The organism is Caulobacter sp. ALps2 (genome assembly GCF_058681635.1).
The window spans coordinates 3814715-3835490 of record NZ_CM178743.1; the positions used below are offsets into that span (position 1 = coordinate 3814715).

Annotated in this window: 15 protein-coding genes; 13 read left to right on the plus strand and 2 right to left on the minus strand. The window is 66.9% G+C overall.

Features of this window, described 5'->3' with window-relative positions; genetic code table 11:
• Positions 1-144 precede the first annotated feature (144 nt).
• Positions 145-1947: an IlvD/Edd family dehydratase gene (locus ACW173_RS18130; protein ID WP_492081484.1), complete on the plus strand. Its 1803-nt coding sequence runs from the start codon at positions 145-147 to the stop codon at positions 1945-1947.
• On the opposite strand, the gene ACW173_RS18135 is transcribed toward ACW173_RS18130, so the two are convergent.
• Entirely contained in the window at positions 1944-4256 is a 2313-nt protein-coding gene (locus ACW173_RS18135) for a beta-L-arabinofuranosidase domain-containing protein (RefSeq protein ID WP_492081485.1), read from the minus strand. The two genes, ACW173_RS18130 and ACW173_RS18135, sit on opposite strands and share 4 nt — an antisense overlap.
• Before the next feature lie 354 nt (positions 4257-4610).
• On the opposite strand from ACW173_RS18135, the gene ACW173_RS18140 reads away from it, so the two are divergent.
• From ACW173_RS18140 to ACW173_RS18180, 9 genes are all read left to right on the plus strand, one after another.
• On the plus strand, positions 4611-6179 hold the full coding sequence (locus ACW173_RS18140) for an alpha-N-arabinofuranosidase (protein WP_492081486.1): 1569 nt from the start codon (positions 4611-4613) through the stop codon (positions 6177-6179).
• Between the two features lie 121 nt (positions 6180-6300).
• Positions 6301-7596 (plus strand): L-fucose:H+ symporter permease, encoded by a 1296-nt coding sequence (fucP, locus tag ACW173_RS18145; RefSeq protein WP_492081487.1) that lies wholly within the window; start codon positions 6301-6303, stop codon positions 7594-7596.
• A 4-nt stretch (positions 7597-7600) separates the two neighbouring features.
• Positions 7601-8410: an amidohydrolase family protein gene (locus ACW173_RS18150; RefSeq protein ID WP_492081488.1), complete on the plus strand. Its 810-nt coding sequence runs from the start codon at positions 7601-7603 to the stop codon at positions 8408-8410.
• Between the two features lie 6 nt (positions 8411-8416).
• The gene (locus tag ACW173_RS18155; RefSeq protein ID WP_492081489.1) at positions 8417-9184 is read left to right on the plus strand and encodes an IclR family transcriptional regulator; all 768 of its coding nucleotides are present in this window, start codon (positions 8417-8419) and stop codon (positions 9182-9184) included.
• 130 nt (positions 9185-9314) lie between these two features.
• A complete protein-coding gene (locus ACW173_RS18160) occupies positions 9315-10292 on the plus strand; it encodes an aldo/keto reductase (RefSeq protein WP_492081490.1) in 978 nt (325 codons plus the stop codon).
• Positions 10289-10585 (plus strand): UxaA family hydrolase, encoded by a 297-nt coding sequence (locus tag ACW173_RS18165; protein ID WP_492081491.1) that lies wholly within the window; start codon positions 10289-10291, stop codon positions 10583-10585. Before ACW173_RS18160 ends, ACW173_RS18165 begins: the two co-directional genes overlap by 4 nt.
• Positions 10585-11790 carry a UxaA family hydrolase gene (locus ACW173_RS18170; protein WP_492081492.1) on the plus strand — a complete coding sequence of 402 codons (1206 nt, stop codon included), beginning with the start codon at positions 10585-10587 and terminating at the stop codon, positions 11788-11790. The genes ACW173_RS18165 and ACW173_RS18170 overlap by 1 nt, the downstream gene beginning before the upstream one ends.
• Positions 11791-11800: 10 nt before the next feature.
• Positions 11801-12529, plus strand: a complete 729-nt coding sequence (locus tag ACW173_RS18175; protein ID WP_492081493.1) for an SDR family oxidoreductase — start codon at positions 11801-11803, stop codon at positions 12527-12529.
• 1 nt (position 12530) lies between these two features.
• Complete coding sequence (locus ACW173_RS18180; protein ID WP_492081494.1) at positions 12531-12875, plus strand: L-rhamnose mutarotase; 345 nt, start codon at positions 12531-12533, stop codon at positions 12873-12875.
• On the opposite strand, the gene ACW173_RS18185 is transcribed toward ACW173_RS18180, so the two are convergent.
• Positions 12872-15970, minus strand: a complete 3099-nt coding sequence (locus ACW173_RS18185) for a TonB-dependent receptor (protein ID WP_492081495.1) — start codon at positions 15968-15970, stop codon at positions 12872-12874. The genes ACW173_RS18180 and ACW173_RS18185 overlap by 4 nt on opposite strands.
• Positions 15971-16592: 622 nt before the next feature.
• On the opposite strand from ACW173_RS18185, the gene ACW173_RS18190 reads away from it, so the two are divergent.
• From ACW173_RS18190 to ACW173_RS18200, 3 genes are read left to right on the plus strand one after another with little or no spacing between them, the layout of a single operon-like run.
• On the plus strand, positions 16593-17459 hold the full coding sequence (locus ACW173_RS18190) for a rhamnogalacturonan acetylesterase (RefSeq protein WP_492081496.1): 867 nt from the start codon (positions 16593-16595) through the stop codon (positions 17457-17459).
• Positions 17460-17471: 12 nt separating this feature from the next.
• Complete coding sequence (locus tag ACW173_RS18195) at positions 17472-19814, plus strand: glycoside hydrolase family 95 protein (RefSeq protein WP_492081497.1); 2343 nt, start codon at positions 17472-17474, stop codon at positions 19812-19814.
• Positions 19811-20770 carry a pectinesterase family protein gene (locus tag ACW173_RS18200; protein WP_492081498.1) on the plus strand — a complete coding sequence of 320 codons (960 nt, stop codon included), beginning with the start codon at positions 19811-19813 and terminating at the stop codon, positions 20768-20770. The genes ACW173_RS18195 and ACW173_RS18200 overlap by 4 nt, the downstream gene beginning before the upstream one ends.
• Positions 20771-20776: the final 6 nt, after the last annotated feature.

Below are 20776 nucleotides of genomic sequence, written 5' to 3' on the forward strand. Positions count from 1 at the left end.
CTTAGTACGGCGCGGTATAGTCAGACAAATACGATTTAGGCGGGGCCACGGACGGGGCAAGCGCGCGATTTTCGCGCCTAGTTTATATGTTCGTCGGTAGCCCGCACTCCCCGTCGACAAGGCCCATCGCCTTCAAGGATTGTCATGAGCGTTCCTCCCGTTCCGCCCCGCGCCCTGCGTTCGCGCGCCTGGTTCGACAATCCCGACAACATCGACATGACGGCGCTCTATCTGGAGCGCTACCTGAACTTCGGTCTGTCGCTGGAGGAGCTGCAGTCGGGCCGGCCGATCATCGGCATCGCCCAGACGGGATCGGACCTGTCGCCGTGCAACCGCCACCACCTGGTGCTGGCCGAGCGTGTCCGTGAAGGCATCCGCAGCGCCGGCGGCATCGTGCTGGAGTTCCCGGTCCACCCCATCCAAGAGACCGGCAAACGCCCGACGGCGGGCCTGGACCGCAACCTCTCGTACCTGGGTCTGGTCGAGCTGCTGTACGGCTATCCCCTGGACGGCGTGGTGCTGACCATCGGCTGCGACAAGACCACGCCCGCCTGCCTGATGGCGGCGGCGACCGTGAACATCCCGGCCATCGCCCTGTCGGTCGGCCCGATGCTGAACGGCTGGCACAAGGGTCAACGCACCGGCTCGGGCACCATCGTCTGGAAGGCTCGCGAACTGCTGGCCGCCGGTGAGATCGACAATGCCGGCTTCATCAAACTGGTGGCCAGCTCGGCCCCGTCGACCGGCTACTGCAACACCATGGGCACGGCCACGACCATGAACTCGCTGACCGAGGCGCTGGGCATGTCGTTGCCAGGTTCGGCGGCGATCCCGGCCCCGTATCGCGACCGCCAGGAAAACGCCTACCGCACGGGCCTGCGTATCGTCGACATGGTCCATGAGGATCTGAAGCCCTCGGATATCCTGAGCCGCGAAGCGTTCCTGAACGCCATCGTCGTCAATTCGGCGATCGGCGGCTCGACCAACGCCCCAATCCACCTGAACGCCCTGGCGCGCCATGTTGGTGTCGAGCTGACGATCGACGACTGGCAGCAGACCGGCGAGGACGTGCCGCTGCTGGTCAACCTGCAGCCGGCGGGCGAATATCTGGGCGAGGACTACTACCGCGCCGGCGGCGTGCCCGCCGTGTTCGGCCAGCTGATCGAGCAGGGCCTGATCCGCGAGGAGGCCCGCTGCGTCTCCGGCCAGAACATTGGCGAGCAGTATCGCGGCGCCGAGATCGAGGACGAGAACGTCATCCGTCCGTTCTCGCGGCCGCTGGTCGAGCGGGCCGGTTTCGCGGTGATGCGCGGCAACCTGTTCAACTCGGCGATCATGAAGACCAGCGTGATCAGTCAGGAGTTCCGCGACCGCTATCTGTCCAACCCCGATGACCCGGACGCCTTCGAGGGCGACGCGATCGTGTTCGACGGGCCAGAAGACTACCACCGCCGGATCGACGACCCGTCGGTGGGCATCACCGCTAACTCGATCCTGTTCATGCGTGGCGCGGGCCCGATCGGCTATCCGGGCGCGGCCGAGGTCGTGAACATGCGGGCCCCAAACTACCTGATCAAGCAGGGCATCCATCAGCTGCCGTGCATCGGCGACGGCCGCCAGTCGGGCACCTCGGGCTCGCCGTCGATCCTGAACGCCTCGCCCGAAGCGGCGGCGGGCGGCGGCCTCGCTCTGCTGAAGAGCGGCGACAGGGTCCGTTTCGACCTGCGCAAGTCGCGCGTCGACGTGCTGGTCTCGCCGTCGGAGATCGTCGAGCGTCGCAAGGCCCTGGAGGCCGCGGGCGGTTTCGCCTATCCAGAAAGCCAGACGCCGTGGCAGGAGATGCAGCGCGCGGTTGTTGGCCAGATGGACACCGGCGCGGTTCTTGAGCCGGCCGTGAAGTATCAGCGCATCGCCCAAACCAAGGGCCTGCCGCGCGATAACCACTAAGGCGTTCGGAATATCCGAGCCTCGAAGATGGCCGTCCATTGGTTGGCGGCCATCTCGAACGTCACCGTGACCTTGCTTTTCACGTCCGTCAGGGCCGGGGGCAGGGCATAGGTCTTCACGTTCAAGGTCGCGGTGCGGTCGCCGCTCAGCGTCTCGCGCGCCACCTCCTGGCCCTCGACCAGGATCCGGAAGTCCTTGTTCCGCGCGGCGCCGTCATAGGTAACCTGCAGGGTCAGCGGACCGGGCGCGGTCGCCATCTGGAACGCGATCGAGCCCTTGTTCAGGATACGGCTGCGGACCGTCAGGTTGCCGGTGTCCTGGGTGCCGGGGCTGGCCTTGAGGGCGTGATCGATCTCGGGCTGCTGCTCGCCGAAGCGGATGGTGTCAACGGTGCGCGCGCGGATGTCGGCGCGGGCCTTGGCCTCGGCTGTCAGTCGCGGCTCGGCTTCGGCCCACTGGGCCGAAGTCAGGCGGCGGAAGTAGACGGCCGTGCGGTTGTGGTGCTGCTCGGCATAGGGACGCAGCGGCAGGTTCTTGGGGCGGCTGTGGTCGACCAACGAGAACCGTTGCGAGCCATTGGCCGGCATCAGGCTGGTCTCGCCGATCACGACCGGATCGACGCTCTCCCAAGGCTGGTCGACCGGGCCAAGGTCCGCGGCCAGCACCAGCGGGCCGCTCAGGAAGGCGATCAGGTCCGGATCGTTGGGCATGGCCTCCGTCCGCACCGCCATCGGCAGGGTCAGGCTCACGCGGTCGCTGACGCGCAAGATGAGGTCGAGATAGCCGTTCTTGGCGGTGACGGCCTGGGCGTGGCCGTTGATCCGCACCGATGGCTTGGCGCACCAGTCAGGAACCCGCAGCGAAACGGGCGTTGGCGCCTTGGCCTTCGTCAGTGTCAGGGTGACCTGGTCGCTGTAGGGAAACCGCGTGTCGATCTCGAGCCTCACGCTCTTTTCGGACCAGTCCAGCGTCGCCGGATAGTAGAGATTGACCCGCACCCGCTCGCCGTCGCGCCAGAAGATGCTGTCGCCCAGCTTGGAATAGTTCTCCATGCCGGTCCCAACACAGCACCAGAAAGAATCCGTCGGGGTCGAGTGGCCCCGCGCATAGCCCGAGGCCAGCGGCGAGAAATAGGTGAACATCCCCGTGTCCGGATCCTGTTGCGACAGGATGTGGTTCAGATGTGCGCGTTCGTAGAAGTCGAAATAGCGGCTCTCGCCCGACCAGGCGTGGAGATGCCGCGACAGCTTCAGCATGTTGTAGGTGTTGCAGCACTCACAGGTCTGCTGGCCCAGCCGCGTCGACAACTGGCGCGGCTCGCCGAAGTGCTCGAACTCGGAATTGCCGCCAATGACGTAGCTGTGGTCGTGGACGACCGTATCCCAGAAGAACAGCGCGTCCTTGGCGGCGTTGGCGTCGCCGCCGGTCTCGTAGACACGGGCCTCGCCGATCAGCTTGGGGATCTGGGTGTTGGCGTGCTTACCGGCCAAGTCGTCGCGACCCGCGACCAGCGGATCGATGATGTCCTTGTGCTGGACGCGGCGGGCCAGCTCCAGCCACCGCGCCTGGCCGGTGCGGTCGTGCAGCTCGGCGAAGCTCTCTACGATGCCGCCGTGTTCGATGCGCAGCACGGTCTGGACTTGTTTGTTGTCCAGCGCCTGGAACATCCGGCCCAGGTAGTCGGCGAGGCCGATCGCGACGGCCAGGGCCTCGGGATCGCCGCAGTGGAGGTGGGCGTCGAGCGCCCCGGCCAGCACCTTGTGATAGGTGTACAGCGGCACCCAGCCGCCGTTCAGGCCGCCCAAGGTGTCGATGTTTCCGGCCCGGATCTCCTCGTAGACGACCTTGCCGTCGACGGTCTTGCCGCCGCGCTCGACCGTCGTGCCACCGGCGTAGCCGTCGCCGTTGGCGGCCTGGCAGGCGGCCAGCTCATCGACGATATAGGCGGCGCGCTGCTTGAACTCCGGTTGGCCGGTCTGGGCCCACATCAGCGAGACCGCCGACAGGTAGTGGCCCAGACTGTGGCCGGCGATGCCAGCCGCCTCCCAGCCGCCATAGACCGCGCCCTTGGGCTCAAGGCCCGCGCCGGCGCGGAAGTTATGCAGCAGGCGGTCGGGTTCCAGCGATAGCAGGTAGCGCTGGTTGGTCTCTTGCGCGGTCAGGAAGCGCGAGGGTTTCAGCCGGACCTGCGACAGTGGGAAGGGCGCTAGCCGCGCCCTGACAGGCTGGGCCGGGACAGGCGAGGCCAGGGCCGCCGCGCCGAGCGCGACGCCTGTCTTCAGGGCCGTGCGGCGCGACGGTCCGGTCATGGCGCGTCTCCTTACTCGACGTGCTGGTCGGGGAGGGCGTTGGTCAGGCTCGAGGCCGAGCCGTAGCGCTGCCGCGAGGCGTCGGCGCTCGCCGTGGGCGGCGCGCTCCGCGGAATGGCGGGCATGGATTTCCTCTCCTTCGATGCGGGCTTCGGCGGCTGAGGGCCGCTCTGGATTTATTGTCCGAGTATATTGCTACTGGCAGCCCGTCAACGCAGGAGCTCTCACGTATCCTACAAGCTGGGAACACTGGAAGCGTTGCCAGTTATTGTAGGACAAAAATAAGCCTGCTACCAAATCGCCCAACGATTTTCAGGGAGCGGCGTACAGCTTCCAACAGGAGGGAGAGAGACCATGGCGAAGGCCAAGAGATTCCTGGGCGCGGCGATCGCGGCCCTGGCGATGGCGGCGGGTGCGCCAATGACGGTTAAGGCCGCGGAGCTGACCGCCACCGCGACCCTGAAGGCCGATCAGCCGGGTGCGCCGATCTCACGCTACATCTACGGCCAGTTCTCCGAACACCTGGGCGCGGGTATCTATGATGGCGTCTGGGTCGGGACGGGGTCGAAAATCCCCAACGTGCGTGGCATCCGCACCGATGTCGTGGCGGCGCTGAAGGATATCCACGTGCCGGTGATCCGTTGGCCGGGCGGCTGCTTCGCCGACGAGTATCGTTGGCGCGACGGTATCGGCCCGCGCGACAAGCGTCCCTCGCGCAAGAACAACTGGTGGGGCGGCTCGCCCGAGACCAACGCCTTCGGCACCCACGAATTCATGGACTTCGCCGAGCAGGTCGGCGCCGACCCCTACGTCTCGATCAATGTCGGCTCATCCAACCCGACCGAGATGCGCGAGTGGATCGAGTATATGATCTCGCCGGGCGACGACACTCTGGCCCAGGAGCGCCGGGCCAACGGCCGTGACAAACCGTTCAACGTGCCCTTCATCGGCATCGGCAACGAGAGCTGGGGCTGCGGCGGCGAGATGACGCCGGAATACTACGCCAACGAATATCGCCGCTTTTCGGCGTTCTTCCACAAGAACGACGACAACAAGGCCGTGCGAGTCGGTTCGGGCGCCAACTCGTTCGACGTCAACTGGACTGACGTGGTCACCAAGAACGCCGGCAAGCAGATGGACGCCATCTCGCTGCACTACTACACGCTGCCGACCGGCGACTGGAAGACGAAGGGCGCGGCCACCGGCTTCGATAAGGCTGCCTGGGGCAAGACCCTGGCCCAGACCCTGCGCATGGAGGACCTGCTCCAGAAGCATATCGCGGTCATGGACAAGAACGATCCCAAGAAGCGGATCGGCCTTTATGTCGACGAATGGGGGACCTGGTACGATGTCGAACCCGGTACCAATCCGGGGCACCTCTACCAGCTCAACACCCTGCGCGACGGCGTCGTGGCGGCGGCGAACTTCAACATCTTTCACCGCTATACCGACCGCGTGAAGATGACGAACATCGCCCAGACCATCAACGTTCTGCAGGCGATGATCCTGACCAAGGGCGACCAGATCGTCCTGACTCCCACGTACTACGCCTACAAGATGTACGTGCCCTTCCAGGATTCGACGGCGATCCCGCTGGACGTGACCGCGCCCGAGATCGACGTGGCGGGCAGCAGGATCCCCGCCTTCAACGCCTCGGCCGCCAGGGGCAAGGACGGCAAGACCTATATCGCCGTGGCCAATATGGCGCCGGACGACAGCGTGAAGCTGTCTGTGGCGCTGGGCGCGCTGAAGGCCAAGGCCGTGACGGGCCAGGTGCTGACCGCCGACAAAATGGACGCCATGAACGCCTTCGGCGCCAAGCCGGTCGTCACGCCGGTCGCCTTCAGGGGCGCGAAGCTCTCCGACGATAAGCTGACGCTCGACATCCCGGCCAAGTCGGTCGTGGTCGTCGCGATCGACTAAGTGGGTCTGCGGGGAGCGCCGCCTATACGGCGCTCCCCATAATTTCATATTTGACGACCTAATTCACATATGGTGTCCATTCCATAGTCGCTCCGTCAGAGAGCGGCCGGAGGAAACATCCATGACCCAAGGTTCGGGCCCGCGCACGGGCTGGGCCCCGCTGGTGCTGATCGTCGCCCTGTTCTTCCTGTGGGGCGTCGCCAACAACCTCAACGACGTCCTTATACCCCATCTGAAGAAAGCCTTCTTCCTGACCGACCTTCAGTCGGGCTTGGTGCAGTCGGCGTTCTATCTGGGCTACTTTTTCCTGGCCCTGCCGGCCGGCCTCCTGATGCGTCGCTACGGCTACAAGGCCGCGGTGATCGTGGGCCTGCTGCTGTTCGGGGCAGGGGCCTTGCTGTTCTGGCCAGCCGCCGAGCTGCGCCGATACGAGTTCTTTCTCAGCGCCCTGTTCGTCATCGCCTCGGGTCTGGCGTTCCTGGAGACCTCGGCCAATCCGCTGATCACCGTGCTGGGCGACCCGGCCAAGGCCGAGCAGCGCCTGAACCTGGCCCAGGCCTTCAATCCGCTGGGCGCCATCACCGCCGTCGTCGTGGGCCGCCAGTTCATCCTGTCGGGCGTCGAGCCGAGCAAGGCGCAGTTCGCGGCCATGAGCCCGGCCCAGCTGTCTGCGTTCCAGGCGGCCGAGGCCAAGTCGACCCAGCTGCCGTATCTGATCATCGCCGCCGTCGTGATCCTGTGGGTCGTGCTGGTGGCGATCACCAAGTTTCCGCCACAGGCCAGCCGTCCGACCGCCGAGCACGACGAGCGGGTCGACAAGCCGATCCTGGGCCTGTTCGCGCGTCCGCGTTTCCTGTTTGGCGTCGCGGCCCAGTTCTTCTATGTCGGCGCCCAGGTCGGGGTGTGGAGCTACATGATCCGCTATGGCCAGGACCAGATGCCAGGCATGGGCGAGAAGACCGCCGCCGCTTACCTTTCGTGGTCGCTGGTTGGCTTCATGGCCGGCCGCTTCGCTGGCACGGCCTTGATGAGCAAGGTCGATCCCTCGCGGCTGATGGCGATCTTCGCGGCGGCCAATGTCGGCCTGACCCTGGTCGCCGTCGCTGTCGGCGGACACCTGGGCCTGCTGGCCCTGGCCTCTACCAGCTTCTTCATGTCGATCATGTTTCCGACCATCTTCGCCAGCTCGATCAAGGGCCTGGGCCCGCTGACCAAAACCGGCTCGTCGTTCCTGGTCATGAGCATCATCGGCGGGGCGGTCCTGACGGCGGTGATGGGGGCGATCTCGGACGCCAGCGCCATCCGCTTCGCGATCCTCGTGCCCTGCGCCTGCTTCGCCGTGGTCGGGGTCTTTGGCATGACCGCCAAGCGACGCGAGGTCACCGCCCACGACGCCGTGCTGGCCGGGGGTCACTAGCCCGGTGATCGACGCCCACTGCCACGTCTGGCGGATCGGCGAGAACGATCACGCTTGGCCGACGCCAGACCTGGCGGCGATCCATCGTGATTTCGATCTCAAGGATTTTAAGCAAGCCGCTAATTCAGCTGATCTTTCCGGTGTCGTTCTCGTCCAATCGCAGCCGAGCGAGCGCGACACGATATGGCTGCTGAGCCTGGCGGCCGCCGACCCGCTGGCGCTGGGCGTCGTCGGCTGGACCGACATGGTCGCGCCCGATACGCCGGCCCGGATCGCGGCCCTGGCGCGCGACCCGTGGCTGAAGGGGCTGCGGCCGATGCTACAGGACTTGGCCAGCGACTGGATCCTCGATCCCAAGCTCGCGCCCGCCATCGAAGCCATGATCGTCGCGGACCTGTCTTTCGACGCTCTGGTCAAGCCGCGCCACCTGCCGTCGATCCTGGAGCTCGTCCGTCGCTGGCCTGAACTTCGCGTGGTGATCGACCACGGCTCCAAGCCCGAGATCGCGGCTGGGCGCCTGGAGCCTTGGCGTGAGCAGATGGCGGCGTTGGCTGAGCAGCCGGGCGTCCATTGCAAGCTCTCGGGTTTGCTGACCGAGGCTGGCGAGACGCCAACCGCCGAGGCTGTCGCGCCCTATGCCGCGCACCTGCTCGAGCTCTTCGGACCCGACCGCCTGATGTGGGGCAGCGACTGGCCAGTGCTGAACCTGGCCGGCGACTACGCCACCTGGCGCGCCCTTTGCGAAGCCTGGGTCCCGCCGGCGCACCGAGCGGCGCTATTCGGCGAGACGGCGCGCCGATTCTATCGCTTATAGGAAGCCATGTCCGACGTGCCCGCCAAGAAGCGCGAATACCGCGCGCCCGCCCTGGAGAAGGGTCTCGACGTGCTGGAACTGCTGGCCGCCCATCGCGGCGGTCTGACCTTGGCCCAGATCTCCAACGCCCTGGATCGCTCGTCCAGCGAGCTGTTCCGCATGGTCCAAGTGTTGGAGGCGCGAGGGTATGTCGGCCGCGCCGCCGACGAGGACGGCCTCGTTTTGACCAACAAGCTGTTCGCCTTGGGCATGACCCGCGCGCCGGCCAAGGACCTGCTGGAAGCGGCGCTGCCGGTCATGCGGTCGGTCGCCCAGCGGATCAGCCAGTCCTGTCACCTAGCCGTGGCCAGCGGCGACCAGATGGTTGTCGTCGCCCGCATCGAGGCGCCGGGCGACCAGGGTTTTTCCGTACGCGTCGGCTATCGCCGCCAGATCGTCGCGGCGACCTCGGGCCTGGTGCTCTACGCCTTTCAGCCCGACGGCGTCCGCGAGCGCTGGGGCGGCGAGTTGAAGGCCGGCGCTTCGGCGGCGACCTGGAAGGCCTTCGAGGCCAACGCCGCCCAGGCCCGCAAGGACGGTTATGTCCGGGCCGGCAGCTACGTGACCAGCGCCGTCGTCGACCTGTCGGTGCCGATCCATGGCCCTGACGGCGTGGCGGCGGCCCTGACCTGTCCGTACGTCGACACCCCGACCGCGCTCCCGATCGCCGACACCGTCACCAGCCTCCAGAAGGCCGCCGCCGAGATCACCGGCGAGATCCGTCCGACCGCCTAGGCTGGACACGCTTTCGGGCGCCGGCCGATTGACTTGGCGCGCGCGGAGTGAAATTTTATCAGCAAGATTGATTTTATAAATGAACGGGATGGGAGCGGGGATGGCAGGCGGCGAACGGCGCTCGGAGACCTTGGCGCGTCTGCCGCGCCTGGGGTTCGGCGGAGCGTCTGTCGGCAACCTCTATGCGCCCATGTCCGACGCCGCCGCGCGCGCGGTGATCGACACCGCCCTGGCCGCCGGCATCCACTATTTCGACACCGCGCCGCACTATGGTTTCGGCCTCGGCGAAACCCGCTTGGGCGAGGCCTTGACTGGCCATGACGTGACGATTTCCACCAAGGTCGGTCGCCGCCTGGAGCCGATCGACACCGCCGAGCGTGAGCGCCACGGCTTCGTCGACGCCGCGCCGTTCGAACCGGTGTTCGACTACACTCGCGATGGCGTCATGCGCGCCTTCGAGAGCAGCCTGCGCCGCCTGAAGCGCGATCGGGTCGATGTGCTGCTGGCCCACGACCTGGGCCGCGAGACCCACGGCGAGGCCCATGCCTGCCGCATGCGCGACTTTCTTGAGGGCGGTTACCCGGCGATGCGGGAACTGCGCGACGCTCGCGTCGTCGGGGCGATCGGTCTGGGCGTCAACGAGCGGGCCGTCTGCGAGGAGGTCCTGGACCACACCGACGTCGACGTCTTCCTGCTGGCCGGCCGCTACACGCTGCTGGAACAGACAGCGTTGGACGGTTTCCTGCCGCGCTGCGTGGCGCGGGGGGTCGGGATCATCGTCGGTGGGCCGTTCAACTCGGGCGTCCTGGTCGAAACCGGTGGGACACCGCACTACAACTACGAGGCCGCGCCGGCGCCGATCGTCGAGCGAGTGGCGCGTCTGCGCCAGGTCTGCGCTGCTCACGGCGTGCCGCTGGCCGCCGCCGCGCTACAGTTCCCGTTGGCGCATCCCGCGGTGTTGAGTGTCATTCCGGGCGTGGCGACGCCGGATCAGGTCATCGATGCAACGCGCTGGTTGAAAATGACTATTCCGGATGCGCTCTGGTCGGATCTGAGGCGCGAAGGGCTGATCCGCGCCGACGCGCCAGCCGTGGGAGAGGCCGCATGAAGCCGATCCTGCTGCATCCCGACGACAATGTCCTGGTGCTGGCCGAGCCCATTCGGGCCGGTCAAGCCCTCGAGATCGACGGCCGGTCCCTGGTCGCGCCCGACGACGTCGCCGTCGGCCATAAGATCGCCCGGCGAACGTTAGCTGTTGGCGACAAGATATTGAAATATGGCGCGCCGATAGGTTCGATGACCGCCGCGGCGGCGGCCGGCGCGCATGTCCACATGCACAACATGAAGAGCGACTACATCGCCAGCCATACCCGGCAAGCGACCGGCGGGGACCAAGGCTGATGAGCATCCAGGGTTTTCCGCGGGCCGACGGCCGCAAGGGCATCCGCAACGTCGTGGCCGTGGCTTATCTGGTCGAGTGCGCCCACCATGTGGCCCGCACGATCGTGACCCGGAGCGAAGACGCGGACGTCCATTTGATCGGCTTTCCCGGTTGTTATCCAAACGCTTACGCGTTGAAGGTCATGCAGGCGATCGGAACCCATCCAAACATCGGCGGCGTGCTGCTGATCTCTCTGGGCTGCGAGAGCTTCAATCGCGAAGCCCTGCGAGCGGCCATCGCCGCCAGCGGCCGGCCGGTCGAAACGCTGGTCATCCAGGAGAACGGCGGCACCGCCGAAACCATCCGCAAGGGCGTCGAGGCCGTGGACCGGTTGAAGGCCGTGGCTAACCAGACGCGGCGTGTCCCGATGGACGTCTCCGAACTCGTCATCGGTACGATCTGCGGCGGCTCGGACGGCACCAGCGGCATCACCGCCAACCCCGCCGTCGGCCGGGCTTTCGACCGCCTGGGCGCGGCCGGGGCGGCCTGCGTGTTCGAGGAGACCGGGGAGCTGGTCGGCTGCGAGAAGATCATGGCCGACCGCGCCATCACTCCGGAACTGGGCGCCGCGCTGGAGGCCAGCGTCCGCAAGGCCGAGGCCTATTACACGGTCATGGGCTACGGCAGCTTCGCGCCCGGCAACGCGGAGGGCGGGCTGACGACCCAGGAAGAAAAGTCGATGGGGGCCTATTCCAAGTCGGGTTCGGCCCCGATCGTGGGCATTCTCAAGCCCGGCGACGTGCCGCCCTCAGGCGGGCTCTACTTGCTGGATGTGGTGCCCGACGGCGAAGTCCGCTTCGGCTTTCCCAACATCTCCGACAATGCCGAGATCGTCGAGCTGATCGCCTGCGGGGCGCACCTGACCCTGTTCACCACGGGGCGCGGCTCGGTGGTCGGCTCGGCCGTCTCGCCGGTGATCAAGGTCTGCGCCAATCCCGAGACCTACCGTAAGCTGACGGGCGATATGGATATCGACGCCGGCCGGATCATGGAAGGCCGGGGCACGCTGGACGAGGTCGGTAACCAGATCTTCGACCTGGTTCTAGCCGTGGCCGGGGGGCGGCGGACGGTGTCCGAAGAACTCGGGCATCAGGAATTCATCCTCACCTATAAGGCCTTCGACCCGATCGGTCCGGCCTGCCTGCCGCTGCGGCGCGCGAGTTAAGGGGCGATCCATGGGACGACTGGCTGGAAAGACGGCGCTGGTGACGGCGGCGGCGCAAGGCATCGGCAAGGCCAGCGCCGAGCTGTTCGCCCGCGAAGGCGCGCGGGTGATCGCGACGGATCTCAATGAAGAGCTGCTGGCCAAGGTCGAGGGCTGTGAAGTGCGCCGCCTGGACGTGCTGGACCTGGACGCCATCAACGCCCTGGCCGCCGAGCTGGGCGCGATCGACGTGCTGTTCAACTGCGCCGGTTATGTCCACGCCGGCACGATCCTGGACTGCGACGAGAAGGCCTGGGCGTTCTCGAATGACATCAACGTCACCGCCCAGTACCGCACGATCCGCGCCTTCCTGCCGGCAATGCTGGCGGCGGGGAAGGGCTCGATCGTCAACATGTCGTCGGTAGCCAGTTCGATCAAAGGCGTGCCGGGCCGCTTCGCCTACGGCGCGACCAAGGCGGCCGTGATCGGTCTGACCAAGGCCGTGGCCGCCGATTTCGTGGGGCTGGGCGTGCGCTGTAACGCCATCTGCCCGGGTACGGTCGACACCCCGTCGCTGAACCAGCGCCTCGCAGACACCGGCGACTACGAGGCCGCCCACAAGGCCTTCACCGCCCGCCAGCCGATGGGCCGCCTGGGCAAGCCGGAAGAGTTGGCGCAACTGGCCCTGTACCTGGCGAGCGACGAGTCGGCGTTCACGACCGGCCAGATCCACATCATCGACGGCGGCTGGATCAACTGACATGCGCCACTGCCTGGCGCTCGACCTCAAGGACGACCCGGCGCTGATCGAACGGTATGAGGGCTGGCATGCTCCGGGCGCTGTGCCGTCTGCGGTGATCGCCTCGATCCGCTCGGCCGACATCCGAGACATGCAGATCTGGCGGCTGGGCACGCGGCTGTTCATGATCATGGAGACCGGCCCGGCCTTCTCGCCCGAGGCCAAGGCGGCCGCCGACATGGCGTCCGAGGATGTCCAGGCCTGGGAGCGCCTGATGTGGGAATTCCAACAGCCGCTATCCGGCGCCGGTGAGGGCGAGAAGTGGATCGCCATGCGCCAGATTTTCGCGCTGAGCGAGCAGGACTAACGATAGCGGTAGCGTAGCCCCAACCGGAAATCCCGTCCCGTGCGATGCTGGTAGTTGGGGATCTGACTGCGGTCGATGAACTGACGGCCCATGGCGTCAGTCAGGTTGGTCAGGTCGGCGGCGAGGGTCAGCCGCGGCGAAATCTTGTAGCGAAGCGAGACGTCCACCGTGGTCAGCGCGGAAAAACCCTCGGCGTCGCCGCCCGTTACGGCCGGCACCGTGCCCAGATAGCGTCCGCGATGGCTGACCGCGGTTCGGGCGTCCAGGCGGCGGCCGTCATAGTTCAGCGCCAGATTGCCCACGAGGCGCGGTCCGCCCAGGGAATCCTCGATCTTCTCCATAGCGCCGCTGGGCATGCGGTAGAGAACCTGCGAACGCGTATAGGCCAGCGAGCCCTGCAAACGCCAACGCGCCAGGCGCGAGCCGGCGGCGCCCAAAGGCGTGACCGCCGAGATCTCCACTCCACTCAGCCGACCCTTGCCGGTATTGGCCGGGCGGACGAACTGCCAGATCGGCAAGGCTGGATCGCAGCCTGGCGTGCTGCCGCAAGCCTGCGCCGCGACGCTGTCGGGCAGGCCGTAGGGGTTGGTCGAGAACGGCGCCGGCGGACTGATGGTCTGCTGGATTACCGAGGCGATCGCCTTGTGATAGGCCGCGACCGTCACCGCTCCGCCGTTCGGCGCGTACCATTCGGCGCCGAGGTCCAGGGTCGTGGCGCGGGTTGGCGTCAGGTTTGGATCGCCAGCCGAGATGCTCTTCAGACTGGGGGTCGAGATGGTGAAGCCGGGTCGCAGGCCGCGCAGATCGGGGCGAACCATCACCCGCGCCGCGCCCATCCGCACGGTCAGGTCGTTGGCCGGCTCCCAGACCAGGTTCGCCGACGGCAGGACATCGACATAACTGCGCCTTGCGCGGACGGGTTTCAGCGCGCCGTCAGTCTGGACCTGCAACCCGCGCGCATCCTGCGCCGTCCGAGCCAAGCGCAAGCCGACATCGCCCCATAGCGGGCGCCCCTCCCGACGCGGGCGCGAGAGCAGGACGTAGGCCGCGTCATCACGCTCGCCGATCGCATAGTTGGTCGCCGCCGTGGGTTCGGGGCCCAGGCGGAAGGCGTCGCAGCCGACCTGAGCGCAAGCTCGACGCAGCAGTGACAGGCCTCGGATCATGTCGGGCGCCAGCCACTGGGCGGGCGGGTTGAGGGCGCCGAACGATGCGCCGACGCCGACCATGCGCACGTAGTCAGCGATCGGGACGGTGGCGAGAGGGGCCGGGATCATGCCGTTCAGGTTTGCCGTCGTGCCGTTGGACCGCGACAGGCTGACGGCTTGGGTGCGGTAGTCCTTGTGTAGGACTCCCGCGCGCCATTCGAAGCCGCCAGCCGCGCCTTTCAGGTCCAGGCCAGCGGTCTTGTAGCTGTTGTCGACCCAATTGGGATCGTCGCGGACTTCCGACAACGTCCAGGCCGAGGCCCGGTCCAGCACTGCGTCGCCGTAGCCGACATAGGGATTGCGCGCGTCGCGGAAGTCGTAGGCGAAGCCGTTTACGCCGTACTGGTCCATGTGCAACGTATTCTGCACCGGATTGCTGAAGTCCGAGCGCGAGAAGCCCAGCAACGCGGTGGCCTCGACGCCGCCAGCAAGCTGATGGGTCGCCGAGAGCGTCGCCTGACGGAAGATGGTGTCGAGCTCGTCATAGCGAGCCTCGGATTTCACATCCACACCGTCGAAGGTCCCGGCCAGCAGCACGGAGGGGCCGTCGCCCATGCGGATCACCGGATCGATGGCGGTCACCGCGTTCAGCCCGCAGATCGGTGGCGCGGCCGGGCCGCAGGGGCCGGCCGTGCGGAACGTGAAGCTCTCCAGCAGATATTCGCGCCGCTTGGCGCGCAGGGTCGCGTACAGCAGATCAAGCGAAACGCGAGTCCTGTCCGAAGGGCGCCAGTCCAGTGCGCCGGTCAGGCCCAGCCGCGACTGGTCGGCGGTCATCAGTTCAAGGCGCGGGATGCGGGCGTGCAGGGCGGCATTGACCTGACTCAGGCTGGCGGCGCCCGTGGTCGCGCCGAAGCCTGGATAGAGGGCGTAGCCGGTCTGCCAACCACCGGCCGTGCTGCCGGCGTCGACGGCGTAACGGCGTGAATAAGCGGCCGAGATCAGAAGGCCCAGGCGATCGTCGGCCAGACGGCGCGACAGCACGATCGAGCCGCGTGGCGCCAGGCGGTCGGCGCGGCTGTTATAGGTCTGCTCGCCGTACAGCAGCACGCTCTTGTCGCGCAAGTCGAAGGCCGAACGCGTGCGGATGTCGACCGTGGCGCCTAAAGAGCCTTCGTCGATGTCGGCGGTGGCCGTCTTTTGCACCCGAATCTGGCGGAAGAGGTCAGCGGCGAAGACGTTATAGTCGAATGAGCGACCCCGGTTGGTGCCGCCGCCGACGTTGGATCCGCCGAACGTCGCCAAAGTCTCCATGCCGTTGATACGCACGCGGGTGAAACGGCTGGCGACGCCGCGCAGGGCGATTTGGCGGGTCTCGCCGCCGTCGCCGATCGCCGCCGCGCCGGGCAGGTCGCGTAGGGCGTCGCCCAGGCTGAGCGCGCCGGAGCGGGCGATCTCGTCCTCGGTCAAGATTTCGACGGGCGAGGGCGTGCGGCGCTTCAGATAGGCCGGCAGGTCAGCGTTGGCGATCGCCGTGACATTAACTGGCGCGACCTCCGCGGAGACCTCGTCGAACCCACGTTGGGAGGCGGGCAGGGGCGGCGGGGCGCGTTTCGTCGGCGGGACGGCCTGTGCAAGCGGGATGATCGTCACCACCCCGTCGGCGCCGATCACGAAGGTCAGCCGCGAGCCGGTTAGCAGAGTCGCCAGCGCGGCTTGCAGCGACATCGTCCCGCGGAGGGCGGGCGCCGGGCGGCCGGTGATCAGCGAGGCAGGGGCCAGGACGACAACGCCGGTGCGCTCGGACACGGCCAGCAGCGCGCGGGCCAGGGGCTGCTCAGCTTGGTCGAAGGCGTGGATCGCATGAGTTTGCGAGCCGACGGCTGGAGCGCCAGCCAGCAGCGCGGCCAAGGCCGTCGCGGATCCGAGCAGATGGCTGCTGATCATCGGGCGCGCGGGAACGCGTTGAGAGCCCGCCACGCCTTGGCGCGCGCGACCGCGCAGGCCGGGTGATCACACCAAACCTCCACCCTAACGGTCCTACGCTTCGGACGCCCCGCCCCGGACACCGCCACTCCCCAATTGTTCTCGGTATCCTTGTTGCCGGCGACGATGCGGGGGAAAGCCGCGTCGATCAATGGCGCGGCGGATAAATCAGACAAATCCGGAACTTTTTTGTGCGGATCGCCGGGCATGAAACGTTGTTGAAATCTAGTTTCGCGGGCGCAAGGAAAGCCCAGGTATTTCTATAAGTTACCGGTAACTTTTCTCTTTTTCCACCCGTGGCGGCATGCTTATCTCCATGACACCGGTGGCAGAGATCCGGTGAAGAACGGCCCTCGATGGCCGACAGTTGGGGAGCGAACAATGTCCACGCCACCGCGCGCGCCGCGCTGCACGGGCGTCCGCGATTCCCTCGCCGATCACTCCCAAATCGCCGCCTCCGGAACTCAGGACCGACAGCTTTTCGTCGGCCGGGCCTAGGCGTTCGAAACCGCCTCCTCCCGAGGTGAAAACTAGGGCGGCGCAGGTCCTTTCCCGGCGCCGCCCCCCTTCTTCGGAGTACTCCATGCGTTTGAAGGTCCTGACCCTGGCGACCGCCTTGGCGCTGACGCCGCTGGCCGTTCAGGCCCAGACGGCGGAGCCCTCGCCGGCGAAGTTCAAAGCCGTCAAGATCGTGCTGATCGGGGACTCCACCAGCGCCGTTCAGGGCGGCTGGGGCCCCAGCTTCTGCGGCTGGCACGTCACTTCGTTCGCCGCCTGCATCAACCTGGCGCGCGGCGGCCGCTCCAGCGGAAACTACCGCGCCGAGGGTTCGTGGGCCCTGGCCATGGACGAGATCAAGTCGGGCGGCTTCATGGACACCTACGTCTTGATCCAGTTCGGCCATAATGACCAGCCGGGCAAGCCGGGCCGCTCGACGGACCTAGCCACCGAGTTCCCGGTCAACATGAAGCGTTATGTCGACGAGGTGAAAGCGGCCGGCGGCAAGCCGATCCTAGTCACGCCGCTGACCCGTCGCTCGTTCAAGGACGGCAAGCTGCTGGACGACCTGGGTCCGTGGGCCGACGCGGTGCGCAAGGTCGCTTCTGAAACGGGCTCACCGCTGGTCGACCTGCACGCCCGCAGCCAGGCCGCCGTCCAGGCCTTGGGCCCGGTCGAAGCCATGAAGTTCGCCCAGCGCCCGCCGTCGGCCGAGGTGCTGGAGGCCGCGACCAAAACCGGCACGACCATCGCCGCCAGCACCGGCGTTCCGGCCGCGCCCGGCGCGTCGCCCGCCGGCCAGAACAACGCCGCCGTCGAGCCGATGGGGCAGGCCAAGCTGTCGTTCGACTACACTCATCTGGGTGTCGTGGGCGCTGACTATTTCTCGGCTATCGTCACCGAAGAGCTCTCGAAGTCCGTCCCGACCCTGCGCCGCTACCTGATCCAATAGGCTTGGCCCCCCATGACCCTGACCCGCCGCTCCACGCTCGCCGTCCTCGGCGCCGTTTCGACTCTGACTGCCGCGCCCGCCCGCGCCCAGGCCAAGGCTCAGCCGCTGCGTCTGTGGTACCGCCAGCCGGCCAAGGAATGGGTCGAGGCCCTGCCGGTCGGTTCGGGCAAGCTGGGGGCGATGATCTTCGGCGGCGTCGCGGCCGAGCGGCTGCAACTGAACGAGGACACCCTGTGGGCCGGTGGTCCGTATGAGCCGATCAATCCGGAGGCCAACGCGGCCTTGCCGGAGATCCGCCGCCTCATCAACGCGGGGGAATACGCCAAAGCCACCGAACTGGCCGACGCCAAGTTCATGGGCGTCCCCAAGCGGCAGATGTCGTACCAGACGATCGGCGATCTGAAGCTGGACTTCCCGGGCCTGGCCGAGGCGGGCGGCGACTATGTTCGCGATCTCGATATTGACGGGGCTCTTGCCACGACCAGCTTCACGGCGGGCGGCGTCCGTTATGTCCGCGAAGTGATTGGCAGCGAGCCGGACGGCGTCATCGCCGTGCGCCTGACGGCCAACAGGAAGGGCGCGATCAGCGTCGATTTGAGCTTCGCCAGCCCGTTGAAGTCCAATCCCGGCGCCTCGGTCGACGGCGGGAGCCTGGTGTTCGCCGGCGTCAACGAAAGTCAGCAAGGCATTCCCGCCCAGCTGAAGTTCGAGTGCCGCGTCGACGTCCGCGCCAAGGGCGGCAAGGTGACCGGCGACCGCGGAAAGCTGTCGGTCGCCGGCGCCGACGAGGTGCTGCTGCTGATCGCGGCCGCCACCAACTATCGCCGCTATGATGACGTCTCGGGCGATCCGGCCGCGCTGAACAAGGCGACCCTGGCCAAGCTGGTGACCAAGCCGTGGGCCAAGTTGCTGGCCGACCACCAGGCCGACCACCGCGCACTGTTCCGCCGCGTTGGCGTCGACTTTGGCCGCACGCGCGCCGACCTGCTGCCGACCGATGAGCGCATCAAGCAATCGCCGACCACCGATGATCCGTCGTTGGCGGCGCTGTACTACCAGTACGGTCGTTATCTGCTGATCGCCTGTTCGCGTCCGGGCAGCCAGCCGGCCAACCTTCAGGGGATCTGGAACGACAAGCCGTCCGCGCCCTGGGGCGGCAAGTATACGATCAACATCAACACCGAGATGAACTACTGGCCGGCCGAGCCGACCAGTCTGCCGGAACTGGTCGAGCCACTGATCGCCCTGGTCAAGGACATCTCGGAAACCGGCGCTCGGATGGCCAAGGCCATGTACGGCGCGCGGGGCTGGGTCACGCACCACAATACCGACCTGTGGCGCGCCACGGCCCCGATCGACGGCGCCAAGTACGGCGTCTGGCCGACGGGCGGCGCTTGGCTCTGCAAGCATGTCTGGGACCACTACGACTACAGTCGCGACAGGGCCTATCTGGAGCGGGTCTATCCACTGATGAAGGGTTCGGCGCGGTTCTTCCTCGATACCCTGGTGGTCGATCCGAAGTTCGGGGTGCTGGTCACCAGCCCGTCGATCTCGCCGGAGAATGATCACGGCCACGGCTCGTCCATCGCCGCCGGTCCGACCATGGACCAGGCGATCGTCCGCGACCTGTTCGACAACTGCCTGAAGGCCGAAGTCATTCTGGGCGCTGACGAAGCCTTCGTCGCCGAGCTGAAGGCGGCGCGCGACAAGCTGGCCCCGTACAAGATCGGCAAGGATGGCCAGCTCCAGGAGTGGCAGGAGGACTGGGACGCCGACGCCAAGGATGTCCACCATCGCCACGTCTCGCACCTGTACGGCCTGTTCCCGTCGGACCAGATCTCGGTCGACACCACGCCGAAGCTGGCGGCGGCGGCCAAGACCACCCTGGTGACGCGCGGCGACCTGTCGACGGGCTGGGCCATCGCTTGGCGCCTGAATCTGTGGTCGCGGCTGGGCGAAGGCGACCATGCCCACGGCATCCTGAAGCTGTTGCTGGGTCCCGAGCGCACCTATCCGAACATGTTCGACGCCCACCCGCCGTTCCAGATCGACGGCAATTTCGGTGGGACCTCGGGCATGACCGAGATGGTCCTGCAAAGCCGCAACGACCGCATCTACCTACTGCCGGCCCTGCCGTCGGCCTGGCCGACCGGCCACATCACGGGCTTGCGGGCGCGCGGCGCGGTTGGCGTCGATGTCCGCTGGACGGGCGGCAAGCTTTCCGAGGCGATGCTGACGGCTCAGGCCGACGGCGAGCACACCGTGGTCCATGCCGGTTCGACGCTGAAGGTCGCGCTGAAGACGGGCCAGAGCGCTCGCCTCGTGGTCCGTAACGGCGCCTTGGTGCGCGCATGACCGGCAAACACGCGCTCCTCGGCTTCCTGCTGGCCACGGCCCTGACCAATGTCGCCTTGGCCGAGACCCTCCGGGTCGGTCCCAAGGCCGCCTATAAGACCCTGACCGCCGCGGTCGAGGCGCTGCCGGCCGACGGCGGTACGATCGAGCTCCAGCCCGGCGAGTACCGGGAGAAGGTGACGATCGCCAGGCCCAACGTCCGTCTGGTCGGCAAGGGCGCCAGGCCGCGGGACGTGGTCATCGTCTGGAGCGACGGCGCTCGGAACGCCGGCGGCACCTTCAAGTCGTTCACGATGAACGTCTCAGGCGACGGCTTTCGCGCCAAGAACCTGACGATCCAGAACGACTATCACTTGAAGGACCCGATCCCCTCTCAGGCCGTGGCGCTGTTCATCACCGCCGACCGCGCCGTATTGGAGAAGGTCCGCCTGCTGGGCGCCCAGGACACGCTGTTCGCGGGCAGCAAAAAGGACAAGCCCAGCCGGCAGTACTTCAAGGACTGCTATGTCGAGGGCCATGTCGACTTCATCTTCGGCGACGCCAAGGCGTTCTTCGACCGCTGCCATATCCACGGCATCGCCCACCAGAGCGTGATGATCACGGCGCAGAGCAAGAACAAGTCCGACCAGGACAGCGCCTATGTCTTCGACCACGCCCTGATCACCGCCGACAAGGACGCCCAGGGCATCTATTTCGGCCGCGCCTGGCGGCCGCTGGCCACGGTGATCTTCATGCGCTCGCGCATCGAGGCCCCGCTGGATCCCGCCGGCTGGCGCGAGTGGACGCCGGGCAAGACCGACACCCTGAACACCGCCTATTTCGCCGAGTACGCCTCGACCGGTCCGGGCGCGAGCCCCCAGACCCGCGAGCCGCGCACCCATCAGTTGACCGACGACCAGGCCAAGGCCTGGGACCGACGTAAATTCCTGGCCGGCTCCGACGGCTGGAAACCTTGAGACCGA

What these genes read in the sequence shown, in the direction of transcription:
- ACW173_RS18130 (WP_492081484.1), top strand. Translation starts at nt 145, where the DNA reads ATGAGCGTTCCTCCCGTTCCGCCCCGCGCCCTGCGTTCGCGCGCCTGG.
- ACW173_RS18135 (WP_492081485.1), bottom strand. Translation starts at nt 4,256, where the DNA reads ATGACCGGACCGTCGCGCCGCACGGCCCTGAAGACAGGCGTCGCGCTC.
- ACW173_RS18140 (WP_492081486.1), top strand. Translation starts at nt 4,611, where the DNA reads ATGGCGAAGGCCAAGAGATTCCTGGGCGCGGCGATCGCGGCCCTGGCG.
- fucP (WP_492081487.1), top strand. Translation starts at nt 6,301, where the DNA reads ATGACCCAAGGTTCGGGCCCGCGCACGGGCTGGGCCCCGCTGGTGCTG.
- ACW173_RS18155 (WP_492081489.1), top strand. Translation starts at nt 8,417, where the DNA reads ATGTCCGACGTGCCCGCCAAGAAGCGCGAATACCGCGCGCCCGCCCTG.
- ACW173_RS18165 (WP_492081491.1), top strand. Translation starts at nt 10,289, where the DNA reads ATGAAGCCGATCCTGCTGCATCCCGACGACAATGTCCTGGTGCTGGCC.
- ACW173_RS18170 (WP_492081492.1), top strand. Translation starts at nt 10,585, where the DNA reads ATGAGCATCCAGGGTTTTCCGCGGGCCGACGGCCGCAAGGGCATCCGC.
- ACW173_RS18175 (WP_492081493.1), top strand. Translation starts at nt 11,801, where the DNA reads ATGGGACGACTGGCTGGAAAGACGGCGCTGGTGACGGCGGCGGCGCAA.
- ACW173_RS18180 (WP_492081494.1), top strand. Translation starts at nt 12,531, where the DNA reads ATGCGCCACTGCCTGGCGCTCGACCTCAAGGACGACCCGGCGCTGATC.
- ACW173_RS18185 (WP_492081495.1), bottom strand. Translation starts at nt 15,970, where the DNA reads ATGATCAGCAGCCATCTGCTCGGATCCGCGACGGCCTTGGCCGCGCTG.
- ACW173_RS18190 (WP_492081496.1), top strand. Translation starts at nt 16,593, where the DNA reads ATGCGTTTGAAGGTCCTGACCCTGGCGACCGCCTTGGCGCTGACGCCG.
- ACW173_RS18195 (WP_492081497.1), top strand. Translation starts at nt 17,472, where the DNA reads ATGACCCTGACCCGCCGCTCCACGCTCGCCGTCCTCGGCGCCGTTTCG.
- ACW173_RS18200 (WP_492081498.1), top strand. Translation starts at nt 19,811, where the DNA reads ATGACCGGCAAACACGCGCTCCTCGGCTTCCTGCTGGCCACGGCCCTG.